At 65.8% G+C, this 13,148-nt stretch carries 11 protein-coding genes; 7 read left to right on the top strand and 4 right to left on the bottom strand.

The window, feature by feature from the left end:
- Positions 1–8: 8 nt before the first annotated feature.
- The 4 genes from OQZ28_RS09840 (at position 9) to OQZ28_RS09825 (ending at position 3,837) form a co-directional block, all read left to right on the top strand.
- Positions 9–1,586 (top strand): ATP-binding protein, encoded by a 1,578-nt coding sequence (locus OQZ28_RS09840; RefSeq protein ID WP_130730740.1) that lies wholly within the window; start codon positions 9–11, stop codon positions 1,584–1,586.
- A gap of 40 nt (positions 1,587–1,626) precedes the next feature.
- Positions 1,627–2,106, top strand: coding sequence for an OsmC family protein (locus OQZ28_RS09835; RefSeq protein ID WP_110569971.1), 480 nt, complete (start codon positions 1,627–1,629; stop codon positions 2,104–2,106).
- A gap of 40 nt (positions 2,107–2,146) precedes the next feature.
- Positions 2,147–2,725, top strand: coding sequence for a YqaA family protein (locus OQZ28_RS09830; protein WP_130730741.1), 579 nt, complete (start codon positions 2,147–2,149; stop codon positions 2,723–2,725).
- A gap of 125 nt (positions 2,726–2,850) precedes the next feature.
- A complete protein-coding gene (locus OQZ28_RS09825) occupies positions 2,851–3,837 on the top strand; it encodes an SDR family oxidoreductase (RefSeq protein WP_458135993.1) in 987 nt (328 codons plus the stop codon).
- A 110-nt stretch (positions 3,838–3,947) separates the two neighbouring features.
- On the opposite strand, the gene OQZ28_RS09820 is transcribed toward OQZ28_RS09825, so the two are convergent.
- Positions 3,948–4,877, bottom strand: a complete 930-nt coding sequence (locus OQZ28_RS09820; protein ID WP_458135992.1) for a 4-(cytidine 5'-diphospho)-2-C-methyl-D-erythritol kinase — start codon at positions 4,875–4,877, stop codon at positions 3,948–3,950.
- Positions 4,877–6,709, bottom strand: coding sequence for a tetratricopeptide repeat protein (locus OQZ28_RS09815; RefSeq protein WP_458135991.1), 1,833 nt, complete (start codon positions 6,707–6,709; stop codon positions 4,877–4,879). Before OQZ28_RS09815 ends, OQZ28_RS09820 begins: the two co-directional genes overlap by 1 nt.
- Positions 6,710–6,727: 18 nt before the next feature.
- Between OQZ28_RS09815 and OQZ28_RS09810 the strand changes: the two genes are divergently transcribed.
- Together OQZ28_RS09810 and OQZ28_RS09805 are read left to right on the top strand one after the other, a co-directional pair.
- Entirely contained in the window at positions 6,728–7,669 is a 942-nt protein-coding gene (locus OQZ28_RS09810; protein ID WP_458135990.1) for a uracil-DNA glycosylase, read from the top strand.
- Positions 7,670–7,850: 181 nt separating this feature from the next.
- The gene (locus tag OQZ28_RS09805) at positions 7,851–9,836 is read left to right on the top strand and encodes a lytic transglycosylase domain-containing protein (RefSeq protein ID WP_458135989.1); all 1,986 of its coding nucleotides are present in this window, start codon (positions 7,851–7,853) and stop codon (positions 9,834–9,836) included.
- 95 nt (positions 9,837–9,931) lie between these two features.
- On the opposite strand, the gene OQZ28_RS09800 is transcribed toward OQZ28_RS09805, so the two are convergent.
- Entirely contained in the window at positions 9,932–11,221 is a 1,290-nt protein-coding gene (locus OQZ28_RS09800; RefSeq protein ID WP_130732956.1) for a hemolysin family protein, read from the bottom strand.
- Positions 11,222–11,352: 131 nt separating this feature from the next.
- Positions 11,353–12,534 carry an adenosyl-hopene transferase HpnH gene (gene hpnH / locus OQZ28_RS09795; protein WP_130732957.1) on the bottom strand — a complete coding sequence of 394 codons (1,182 nt, stop codon included), beginning with the start codon at positions 12,532–12,534 and terminating at the stop codon, positions 11,353–11,355.
- A gap of 445 nt (positions 12,535–12,979) precedes the next feature.
- Here hpnH and OQZ28_RS09790 point away from each other — a divergent pair.
- Positions 12,980–13,148 (top strand): 1-deoxy-D-xylulose-5-phosphate synthase N-terminal domain-containing protein (locus OQZ28_RS09790; protein ID WP_458136076.1); only part of this gene is annotated, 169 nt, incomplete at its 3' end.

Raw genomic sequence — 13,148 nt, 5'->3', positions numbered from 1 at the left:
CCCGCCCCATGCAGCCGCTCTCCGGTTCCTCCTTCCTGTCCGCGCCACCACCTGAGGAAAAGCCGCCGGGTGCGTGGCCGCGCCTGTGGCGGCGCCTCCTGCCGCAGTCGCTTGCCGCGCGCACCACGCTGCTGCTGATCGGGGGCCTGGGCATCATCCAGATCATCGGGCTGACCATCCACGCGCTGGACCGGTTCGATTTTGACCAGCGCATGATCTATGAGCGCGCGCGCAGCAAGATGTTCACCTATTACCGCGCCATCGTGGAGACCGCGCCCTCGGACCGTGACCGCGAGCTTGCGGCCCTGCCCCTGCCTGATAGCGTGCACATCACGCTGACCCCCGGCCCCGAGCCGGACATGATCAACGCCATGGCGCTGCCGCCCCGCCCCCAGCACCACATGCCGCCGGGTGAGTGGAACGGCGGCCACATGCCCGATGACATGGGGCCGGTGCCCTTCAGCCACGGTGGCCCGCACGGGCCGGGTGGCCCCTTTGGCCCCGACAGCCCCGGCGGCCCGCATGGATTCGGCCCGGAAAATGACCCCGGCATGGGGCCGCTGCCGCAATCGATGCGCCCCGAGCAGGTGCTGATCTCGCCCGCATCGGGGCGCAGGCGGGCGGTGGCCTTCCTCCTGCCCGATGAGCGGCGGTGGGTCACGATCCATTACATCCTGCCCCGGCCCAGCCCGTTCCGCTCGCCCACCTTTCCCATCGCCTTCCTCATCATGACCTTCGCAGGTGGCATCCTGATCCTGTGGGGCGTGCGCAGGCTGATCGCGCCGGTCAGCACGCTCGGCGCCGCCGCCGAGGAGCTTGGCCGCAACGTCAACGCGCCCCCCATGCCCGAGGACGGGCCCAGCGAGGTGGCGCGCGCCGCCCATGCCTTCAACACCATGGCGCACCGCATCCGCCGCTACCTGACCGACCGCACACTGATGCTGACCGCCATCGGCCACGACCTGCGTACGCCGATCACGCGCCTGAAGCTGCGCGCCGAGTTCATCGAGGATGACGAGATGCGGACCAAGATGCTGGCCGATCTTGATGAACTCGAGGCCATGGTGGCCGCCACCCTGGCCTTTGGCCGCGATGCCTCGCAGCGCGAGCCGATGGGGCAGGTCAACCTGACCGCCCTGCTGCAGACCATTGCCGATGAAGCCGCCGAGACCTATCTCGATGCGGCGGACAACATCGCATTTTCATCGGAAATGCCCGACGTGCTGGTGCGCGCGCGCCCCATGGCGCTCAAGCGCGCGCTGAGCAACCTCGTGACCAACGCGATAAAATATGGCGATGGCGTGCGGATCGTGCTGCTGCCGCCCCACAAGGGCACGGGCGAGGACGACGCTGAATCGACCGTGACCATCCTGATCGAGGATGACGGCCCCGGCCTGCCCAGCGAGGATCTCGAGCGCATGTTCGACCCCTTCGTGCGCGCCGAGCAGAGCCGCAACCGCGAAACCGGCGGCACGGGGCTGGGCCTGTCCATCTCGCGCAATATTATCTGGGGGCTTGGTGGCGATATCCGGCTAGGCAACCGACACCCGCATGGATTACGTGTGACGGTCACACTTGTCTGCTAAGGTCCGATTCCAGTACGGACAATTCAGGATATAGCGCTCGATGCCGGACAGAACACACCGTTATCAGGTCTCCCTTCTCTGGACCGGAAACGGCGAACATGACGGGGCTTCCCGGCAGGCCCATCATCAACGCAGCTACGAGCTGCACTGCACGGGCCGGCCGGTCATTGACGGCTCGGCCTCCCCCGCCTTTCGCGGCGACTCCCAGAAATGGAACCCCGAAAAGCTTCTGCTCGGCGCGCTGTGCGCGGATCACCAGCTCTGGTTCATCCACCTGTGCACGGCGATGGGAATCGGCATCCTGTCCTATGCCGACCATGCCGAGGGCATTCTGGAGGAGTTCGAGGACGGGTCATTTTCCTTCACGCAGGTGATCCTGCGGCCCCACGCCGCGCTTTCCACCGCGCATGACGTGCAGCAGGTGATCGACCTGCACCATGATGCCGCCATGCGCAGCTGCATCGCGCGCTCGGTACGCTTTCCCGTGACGTGCGAGCCACGCGTGACCAGCGCGCAATAATTTCTTGCCGCAAGCAGGCGGTTGATGGCATTGCCCGATAATGCTTGATCGTCTGTATGCCCGCGTCACTGCCCTCGCCGCCAGCCGGCATGCCGTTATCTGGCTGGCAGTGCTCGCTTTTGCCGAGGCCAGCGTCTTTCCGCTGCCGCCCGACATCATGCTGCTGCCCATGGTGCTGACACAGCGCGAGCGGGCCTTCCGGCTGGCCGCCATCTGCACCGCGGCCTCCGTGGCGGGGGCGGTGCTGGGCTGGTGCATCGGCTCGTTCCTGCTGGAATACGCGGCCATGCCAATCGTGCATTTCTATCATGCCGAACACACATTGCAGACCCTGCAGGACCGCTTCCGCGAATGGGGGGTGTGGATCATCCTCATCAAGGGGCTGACGCCCATCCCGTTCAAATTCGTCACCATTGCCAGTGGGGCCGCGCATCTGTCGCTGGTGCCGTTCCTGCTGGCCTGCGCGGCAACACGCGGCGCGCGCTTCTTCCTGCTTGCAGCCCTGCTGCGCCGCTATGGCGCGCCGATCCAGGGCTTTATCGAGCAGCGCCTGCCGCTGGTGGCCGGGCTGTTTGCCGTCGTGCTGGTGGGTGGCATCGTGGCGCTGAAATACATCTGAGGGGCACCCCTGCCCGCGTGATGGTGTTCGCCCGCCGCAGGCCGTGATAGGGTGCCGATCGTGATTTTCAGCCCGCGCGGCGTTGCCCGCGCGGTTCTTGTTACCAACGGGTGGGAGCATCATTCATGCCGCAGCAGGTTGCCGTCATTACCGGAGCGGGCGCGGGAATCGGCCGCGCCACGGCCCGCACACTGGCCCGGGCCGGGTGCGATGTCGCCCTGCTGGGCCGCAACCGCGACCGGCTCAATGACGCCGCCGCCGAACTGCGCGAACTCACCGTGCGCACCCATATCGTCTGCGCCGACGTGGCCGATGCGGCGGCAGTGGAACAGGCAGCCGAGGAAATAGAGGAAAAGCTCGGCCCCATCACGCTGTGGATCAACTGCGCGGGTGCGACCGTAACCGGGCAGGTCGCAGCCCTTGAGGCCGATGAGATCCGCCGCGCGACCGAGGTCACCTATCTTGGCACCGTCAACGGCACGCGCGCGGCCCTGACGCGCATGCGCCGTCGTGGGCATGGCACCATCGTCAACCTCGACCGGCTGGCCAGCCTGCGGCCGCCGCCGCTGCAGGCGGTGGAAAACGGGGCGCGTGCCGCCGTGCGCGCCTTCTCCGAGAGCATCCGGCCTGAAATCCTGCATGATGGCGACCGCATCCATATCGCGCTGGTGCACCTGCCCGCCATCAACACGCCGCGCTTTTCATGGACACGCAACCACACCGGCAAGCGCCTCAAGCCGATGGGGCCGGTCTATGAGCCTGAAATCGCCGCCGAGGCCATCTGCCGCGCCGCCTTCGGGCGCGAGCGTGATATCTGGGTTGGCCTGTCGGGCGTGTACAACTGGGCGCTGTCCACCTTCCTGCCCGGCCTGTCGGACCGCTGGCTGTCGGGCAAGGGCTACGCGAAGCAGCTGGAAAAAACCCCGGTGGCTGGCAATGAGCCCGATGACCTGTATGAAACCGTGCCCGGCGCCTATGCCGCCCATGGCCGGTTTGACATGGTCACGCGCAAGGCCATGCCGTTCCTGCTGACCAGCCGCCACGCCCAGTTTGCCACCGTAACGGGGCTGATGGGCATCGTGCTGCTGGCCCTGCGCCACAAGAAAAACTGAAACAAGACAAAAGTTTCTGGTGAAGCTTTTTTCAAAAAGCTTCAAGGAACGCCGCCTTTTTGCAAAAAGGCGGCACCCAAAAACTTTTATCTGTAAAACGCCCTTCCCGCTCAGGCGGGAATGGACGTGCGTGCCTCAGTCGTGCTGCGGCACAGATCACCCGCCCACACCCACCAGTGCGCACCAGCCTGCTGCACGACGGCCTGCGCCGCACGGGCGACCTCGGGGCTGTCGAACAGGGCAAAGCACGTGGCGCCCGAGCCACTCATGCGTGCAAGGCGGCAGCCGGGTGCGGCCCGCAGGGCATCGAGCACGGTCACGATTTCCGGGCAGATGGCGCAGGCGGCCTCCTGCAGGTCATTGGTCTGGGCATCAAGGTCGCGCACCATATCGGCCAGCGTGGCCCAGGCGGGCGGCAGCGTGGCGCGGGGGGTAAAGACCGGCGCGCGGGCCCTGAACACCTGCGGGGTGGAGACGCTCTGCCCGCAATTGACCAGCATCATGCCACAGGGCGGGAGATGGGGCGCGGGTGAGAGTTCCTCACCGATTCCCTCCATGCGCGCCGCACACTGATCGAGGCAGACCGGCACATCCGCGCCAAGCCGCGTGGCCAGCGCCATGAGTGTTGCGCGTGGCAGGTCAAGATTCCACACCCGCAGCAGCAGCCGCAGGGCCGCAGCCGCATCAGCCGAGCCACCGCCAATGCCCGAGGCCACGGGCAGTTCCTTGTGCAGCGTGATCGCGACATCCGGCAGGGCACGCGCGGCATCCGCGCCAATCTGTTCGCGCAGGATCGCCCCTGCGCGCACGATCAGGTTATCGGCACAGTCCTCGCCGCCCAGCCCGGCGGAAAACCGGCCCTTGATGTCAAGCGCCACATGGCCGCCGCGCCCGCTGCCCGTTGTCAGGTCCAGCCGATCCGCAGCGCCTGCGAATACGGCAAGGCTGTCAAGCAGGTGATAGCCATCCGCCTGCCGTCGCCCCGTGACATGCAGGTACAGGTTGATCTTGGCATGAGCCAGTTCGTGCAGCGACGACATCAGTGACGGGTTCCATTTGGCTGGGAAGGAGAGGAAGGCGGCATTGCCACCGGCTTGAGGTCGGCGGGCAGGGCCATGGGCCTGTGGGCCTGCCAGGCATGGGCATAGTCCAGCGCCGCCGTGATCTTGCGGCGATCCATCGGGTCGGGCTGGAACTGGATGGCGTTCTGCCATTCATTGACCGCCTCCAGCCTGCGGCCCGCCATCCAGTAGGCCACGCCAAGGTGGTAGTTGATGGCCGGGTCCTGCGGCATCTGCTCCACCGACTGCTCGAGCAGCGGCAGGCCCTCCGCTACGTGGCCCAGCCGCATGAGCACCCAGCCCACGCTGTCGCGGATCTGGTTATCAGACGGGGCAAGTGCGAGCGCGCGGCGCAGGTAAGATTCGGCCAGAGCCGGGTTCTCGCCGTGCTCGACCATGGAATAGCCAAGGTAGTTCAGCAGTTCCGCCTCGTTGGGCGCAAGCTGGAGGGCATGCTGCAACAGCACCCGCGCCTGCGGCCAGTGGTTCTGGCGCTCCTGCGCTATGGCCTGGCCAAACAGCAGCCGCCAGTCATCGCCTTCCAGCCGGTGGGGGGTGAGTGCGGTGGCATGCTGGTAGGCATCAAGGGCTTCGGGCCATTTCTGCTGGTCGAGCAGGGCATCGCCAAGGCTGCTCCACAACGTGCGGTTATCGGGGGACTGGCGCAGCAGGTCGCGCAGTTCCTGCGCCGCCTGCTCCTTGTGGCCCAGCACCACGTCAAGATCGGCCTGCTCGGCGCGGTAGACGGGCAGCAGCGGGTCACTGGCCGGGGCGCCATCAAAGGCGGCGCGCGCCTGGCGGTCCTGCTTGCGGGCATGCAGCATGGAGGAGAGCAGCAGCCGTGCCTCCGAATCCGCGGGGTCAAGGGTAAGCGCCATGCGCAGCATCATCTGCTCGGTGCCGCGCAGGGTGCCGATTTCCATCGCGGCATCGCCCGCCGCGCGGTCTTCATCCGCACCCTCATGGGCATAAAGCTGCTGGTCGATCAGCAGCGCCACCAGCCCGTAAGCCTGCGCCAGGCCCTGAGTCGCGTGGCTCACCACCGGGTGCTGGAGCATGGCCATGATGTTGCCGCGCGCCGTTTCCAGCACCGGCATGGCCGCGATGCGCTGGTTGATCAGGTCGCGCGCCGCCGCCTCCTGCCCCTGGGTGACGAGCCAGCGCGCCATGACGATTGTGGTGAACAGGTCGCCACTGCCCTTTTCCGCCGCCTGCCGGAACAGCGTATCGGCACGCATCTGCATGCCGCCAAGCTGGGCGATCAGGGCCGAGTGCAGGGTATAGTAGCCGCCCAGCCGGGCATCGACCTCGGCTGGCGCAAGGGCGGCGAGGGCCTCGTCCGTCTTGCCCGCGCCCTGCAGCGCCCAGGCGCGCAGCAGTGGGCGCAGCAGGCCCATGATCTGGTCGGCCGGCGCGTTCTGGTAATGCGTCACCGCCTCATCCCACTGCCCCGCAAGGGCTGCAGCATTGCCCATGATCAGTTCGGGCATCACGCCGGGGGGCTGCGCATGGGCAAGGGCTGCCGCCTGCGGGCTGCCTGCAAGGATGCTGTAGAAAAACGCCCGCTCGCCAAACAGCCGGAAGGTGGGCGCAAGCCCTGCCGCCACGCCATAGGCCCGCGCAGCCTCGGCATTGTCGCCCTCGGCCGCGGCCACGTTGCCCACGAGCAGGTTGGTGGCCAGATCCTGCCTGCCCGCCTCGATGATGGGGTCAACCGGCGGGGCGGCCCGCATTTCACGGTTGGGAATCCCGGCAAGGAGCGGTACAACAAGGGAGGCCACGACCATGCGTGACAGACGAGGTAAGAGCATGACGCCAGAATCTATCGCGTGCGGCGTCCGCTGCCAAACCCTGAGCGGGGAGGCAGGACGGCGCGCGGCTGCATGGCCCGTGCCCGTGCGGGATATATCCATCCGATGACTGATTCCCTGTCCCTGTTACGCCTTTATGTAGAGTGGGGCGCGGATGACGCGCTGGACCCCGCCCCGCATGACAGGCTCGCGCTTCCCACGCCGCAGCACAACCCTGCCCCTTCTGCACAGCCCCTCCCCATACAGCCAGATGCGGGGAATGGACACCCAAAACCCGCCCGCAGGCCCCGCCCGCCCCCGCCGCCCTCGCGCGCCACGCTGATTGACGAGGCGGTCGCAGCCGCCCACGCGGCGGCGGCGGCGGCCGATACGCTGCCCGCGCTGCGCGCGGCCATAAACGGCTTCGAGCCCTGCGGGCTGCGGGCCACCGCCACCCATAGCGTGTGCGTGGAAGGCCCCGAACAGGCCCCGCTGATGCTGATTGGCGAGGCGCCGGACGCGGATGAGGACCGCAGCGGCCATCCCTTCGCGGGGGAAGGCGGCGCGCTGGTCGCGACCATGTTCGCCAGCATCGGCATTGACCGCGCCGACCTGCTCGCCGCCCCCATCATTCCGTGGCGGCCGCCCGGCGGCAGGCCGCCTTCGGTGGCGGAGGCGCGGATCTGCCTGCCCTTTATCCAGCGCGCCATCGTGCTCGCGCGGCCGGGGCGGGTGGTGCTGCTTGGCAACCTCGCCGTCTCCCTCATCACGGGGCAGGACACCACGGCCGCGCGCATGCGCGGGCGGTGGCGCGACATCACCCTGCCCACCGGCCCAGATGGCACCCCCGCCACCACGCTGCCAGCCCTTTGCATGCGCCATCCCTTCCAGTTGCGCGCCAGCGCCACGGCACGGCGCGATGCGTGGAAGGACATGCTGCTCATACGCGAAACAATCGGAAACATGCCCTTGAAATCATAAAGGGTATTAACATAATCATTCCGGCATATTAGCCTGCGGAAATTAGCTATTCATTGCTGTTTGCGCATAAGTTTTACGGCGTTTACATAAGTTCCCCCATTCTGTTCTGAAAACTTATTTACCGCCACGAAATGCGTTAGCTATTGCTTTCCCCGCGCGCACGGCTTACATCCGCTTCGCCATGCGAGGGACAATCAATACCCCCCATCACGCGGTGGCAGCCTTTCTGGCTGGCGCCGCATTTCTGGCAGGAGCGGCGTTCGCGCCGTTGCGTGCCCAAACAGTGGCGCCCGGCCGGCTGGACGATGATCCAGCCAGCCATGGCGACCATAACGAGGAAACGGCGCTCGCCCTTCCACGCCTGCACGCGCATGGTAACGCCGGGATGCCACGCCCGCTCTCGCCCGAGGATGTCAGCCACATCCGCCGGGTGTTCCGCCTGCAGGCCGATGGCAAATTCGATGCCGCCATCCGCGAGACCGCTTCCATCCATGATGACACCCTGCTGGGCGACATCCTGGCAGCCCGCTACCTCAACCCGGCCTATCACCCCAATGCGGGGCAGCTCCGGCTGTGGCTGCGCACGTTCTCGGGCCTTGCGGATTCACCGGCCATCTATTCCATGCTGGCCGCCATGCCCGCGACAGTGCGTGGAGGCCCACTCCCCCCCGCCCCCGCGCATGACATGCTGGACAGCAGCCGCCCGCCGCAGCACATCCACCTGCCGGAGGAGGATGACCCCTCGCTGCGGGTGTTCACGCGCAACAGCATGCTCGACCGCACCGTGCGCGAGCGCGCGGCCCAGGGCGTAAAGGGCGCGCGCAGCGCCCTGCACCTGATTGCCATCACACCGGGCATGAACGACCTGTATGCCGCCCATCTGCATGCCGAAATTGCCATGACGCTGTTCAGCAGCGGCGCAAACCGGCTTGCCATGTCAATTGCACGCGCTGCGTTTGAAAAATCCGGCCAACGGCTCGGGCTTGCGGGCTACGTGGCCGGCCTGGCCGCCTGGCGGCAGGGCCGCGCCGACATTGCCGAGCCCCTGTTCGAGGCCGCATCGCGCGCCAGCCTGACGCCAGGCAGCATCCGCGCGGGGGCGGCCTACTGGGCGGCCCGCGCGCACCAGGCGACAGGCGATGTGGCAGCCTATCGCCCTTGGCTGCACCGGGCGGCGGCGGCGCCACATACTTTCTATGGCCTGCTGGCCTCACAGATTCTGGGCCTGCGGGCCTCACCGGCCAACCGGTCGGCCCACACGCCCGATACCATCAGCACCGATGCCGACATGACGCTTGCGGCAGCCCAGCAGACCATCCATGCGGGCAGCCCGGTCCTGGGTGAAATCGATATCGAGGCGGTCGCCGCGACCCCTGCCGGGCGCAGGGCGTTTGCCCTGATGCAGGTGGGCGAGCGCGAGCGGGCGGAGGCCGCGCTGCGACGGCTGTGGCCCGACATCCAGAACGACGCCGCCCTGTGCCATTCCACCCAGATGGTGGCTGATGCCATGGGGCTTAAGGACCTGGCATCGCAGATGCTCATGCTGATCGACACGAACGAGAGCGAGCACAGTACCCACGCCGCCCGCTTCCCGCTGCCGCCGCTCCAGCCCGAGCATGGCTTCCGCATGGACCCGGCACTCGTCTATGCGCTGACCCGGCTGGAATCCAATTTCGACAGCAATGCCGTTTCCGGCTCCGGGGCGCATGGGCTGATGCAGGTCATGCCGGTTACCGCCGGTTTTGTGGTGCATGACAAGGACCGCTTCACCCGCCGCCCCGCCGACCTGCACGACCCCGCCACCAACCTCGACATAGGGCAGCGCTACGTGCTCTACCTTGCCCAGCTTTCCACCCAGGCGGGGAGCACGCATGTGCCCGCGGGCGGCGACATGATCCGCATGCTGGCCAGCTATAACGCCGGTCCCTCGGCCATCTCGCGCCGGAGTGCGACGATGGACGAGGATGAAGACCCGCTGCTCTATATCGAGAGCCTGCCCAATGGCGAGACGCGCGACTATGTGCGCCGGGCCTTTACCTATCTGTGGATCTATGCCGACAGGCTCGGTGTTGCCGCCCCCTCGCTCGAGGCGATGGGCCGCAATGAATGGCCCGGCTTCGGGGCCGAGATGGCCATGGCCGGCCATGCGGGCCATACAATCCATTAAGATGAGAATTTTGGGCGCCGCCTTTTTTAAAAGGCGGCGTTCTTTTTGAAGCCTAAAGCCTTACCAAAAACTTCCTTACGTTCCGGCTGGCCGCTTCAGTTCTCGGCCAGAAGCTGGCGGCTGGCCTGCACGCGCACCACGCGGCGGCCTTCCATTTCCAGCACCTCGAACAGCCAGCCCGAGAATACGACCTTGTCCCCCTTCGCGGGCACGCGGCGCAGCAGGGCCAGCACAAGCCCCGCCAGCGTGTGGTAGCTGCCCTCGGCTGGCAGGTCGGACAGGCCGAGGCGGTCCTTGACCTCATCAGCGGGCATGGCGCCATCGAGCACGAGCACATCGTCATGCGCCAGGCGCTGTGGCGGGGTATTGCCCGGTTCGTGCTGCTCGCCCACGATCGCGCCAAACAGGTCGGATGAGGTCACGATCCCCTCGAACGAACCATATTCATCAAGCACCAGCGCCATGCCCAGCGGTGAGGCCCGCATGCGCTCGAGCATGTCAAAGGCGGAGAGCGTGTCAGGCACCGAGATGGGGTGGCGCAGCCCGATCTCGACCGAGGGGCTCTTGCCATCAAGGAACCGATCAAGCATGTCCTTGGCTAGGATCACGCCCACGGGATTGTCCACCCCGCCTTCGCACACCACGATGCGCGAATAGGTAGTCGAGCGCAGCACCTGCAGCAGTTGCGCACGCGGCACATGGCGTTCCACCCAGCACAGTTCGGTGCGTGGCGTCATGATGGCGCGGACCGGGCGCTCGGCCAGGCGCAGCAGGCGCTCGATCATGTCGCGCTCCTCCTGCTCCAGCACGCCCGCCTGGGCACCCTCGGCAATATAGGCGCGCAGTTCCTCCACCGAGACCGACTGGCGAATCGCATTGCCAATGCCCATCAGCCTGAGCACCAGCTCCGATGAGCGGCCAAGCAGCCACACGATGGGGCGCGTGAACCAGGCCATCCACTCCAGCAGCAGCGACAGGCGGGCGGCAATGAGTTCAGGCTGGCGCAGCGCGATCTGCTTGGGCACCAGTTCGCCCAGCACCAGCATGACCGCCGTAATGGCGCTGACCACGAGGAACATGGCCAGTTCATCGGCAATCGAGCGCAGGGCCGCTATGTGCGAAAGCCACCGGCTGACACCGGCCTCGATGCTGTTGCCGCCAAACGTGCCCTCGAGAATCGAGACCAGCGTCATGCCGATCTGGACGGTGGGCAGAAAGCTCTGCGGGTCGCCCGCCAGTTTCAGTGCGCGGTCCGCCCCCTTGGTGCCATCACGCGCAAGAATGGCAAGCCGCGCCCGGCGGGCGGAAATCAGCGCCAGTTCGCCCATGGCAAAAAGCCCGTTGAGCAGAACGAGGCACAATATGACAATCAGGGAAACAAGCATGATCCCACGCTCTTACAGCATATTCAGCCCGGCGGGCATATTTTGCCCCCAACCCGCGCGCAAAAGAAAAGGCGGAGCATATGCCCCGCCTTCCCTTAACCATCCGGTCGATGTGATGCCGGAATGCGTAATCAGTCGGCTGCGTCCGCCGTCTCGGCCGGGGTCGCGACCTTCTTCACGCGCGGCGGGGCCGCAGGCTTCTTGCGGGCGGCAAGCTCGGCCATCTTGGCATCGACGTGCTGGGTAAACACGTATTCAGCCGGGCGCTGGTGGTCGAGCGAGATTTCCGGCGCCATCGGCTTTTCCGTCTCGGGACCGAACAGCGCAACCTTGGCGATGTGCCACGGGCGGCGCACCGCATCCATCACAGCAGTCGACTCGTAGCCCGAATGGACCATGCAGTCGGCGCATTTTTCGTAATTGCCGGTGCCGTAGGCATCCCAGTCGGTATCGGTCATGAGCTCGTTGAAGCTCTTGGCGTAACCTTCACCCAGCAGGTAGCACGGGCGCTGCCAGCCAAACGGGTTGCGCAGCGGCTTGCCCCACGGCGTGCAGTGATACTGCTCGTTGCCCGCCAGGAAGTTGAGGAACAGCGGCGACTGCGTGAAGCGCCACTTCTTGCCCTTGCCCAGGCGGAAGATGTCGCGGAACAGCTGCTTGGTCTTCTGCCGGTTGAGGAAGTGCTCCTGATCGGGCGCACGCTCATAGGCATAACCCGGCGCGGTCATGATGCCGTCCACGCCCATGGCCATCACTTCATCAAAGAAGGTGGCGATGCGCTTGGGGTCGGCCCCATCGAACAGGGTGCAGTTGATCGACACGCGGAAGCCGCGCGCCTTCGCCTTCTTGATCGCGGCCACGGCGCGCTCGTACACCCCGTCCTGGCAGACGGAGGCATCGTGCATCTGCGGGTCGCCATCAAGGTGCACATCCCACGAGAAGAACGGATTCGGCTCGTAATCGTCCATCTTCTTTTCAAGAAGGAGGGCGTTCGTGCACAGATATACGTACTTCTTGCGCGCGATCAGCCCGCGGATGATCTCGGGCATTTCCTTGTGCAGCAGGGGCTCGCCGCCAGCCACGGCAATAACGGGCGCACCGGCCTCGGTATCCGCATCAAGGCATTCCTGCACGCTCAGGCGCTGGTTCAGGATCTGCGCGGGGTAGTCGATCTTGCCGCAACCGGCGCATGCCAGGTTACAGCGGAACAAGGGCTCGAGCATAAGCACGAGCGGATAACGTTTACGCCGCGTGACATGCTGCTTGACAACATAGGCGCCGACGCGGACTGCCTGCATAATAGGAACGGCCATGAAACCTCTGCTCCTGCACCGGCCCAACCGCCGGTCTCATATTTCAAGTCTGGTAGGTCGGACTATGGACACATCCACCTACAAGAAAACAAGCCCAACATCACTCAGCCGTGCACACAGAGCATGCCGAGAATGCGAACTTGTACGACACATGAAGCCTTTCGCGAGGGTATAGGACAGAAACCATCCTGTATTCAATTGCTATTGCCTTCAGTGTTGCCAATTAACAACAGTCAGGGAATTAGAGACTGTATTTGCACGCCTAACCGGAGTAACACATCGCGATTACGCTAAGGTCGCCATGGTCTGTTTGCCATGAGCCGCCATTCATCGCCGCCGGGGCAGCCCCGCCCGGCCCCTTGCCGGGGCGTGGGGCCTAACCGAAAACCGGGTCGGTTCCTCCCATATGGGCAAGGGCCGACACAGAACAATGGACGCGAACATCATGGATCAGACCAAACCCGCGATTCCGACCCTTGGGCGCTACGCCCAGCTTGACCGGGTGCAGTGGCCGCACGACATGCGCAACCTCTCGGTCGAGCAGCTCAAGCAGCTTGCGGAGGAACTGCGGTCGGAGACGATCGATACCGTGTCCACCACCGGTGGCCATCTTG

It is taken from the genome of Komagataeibacter sp. NFXK3, assembly GCF_054182245.1.
This window is presented reverse-complemented; position numbering and strand designations above follow the sequence as displayed.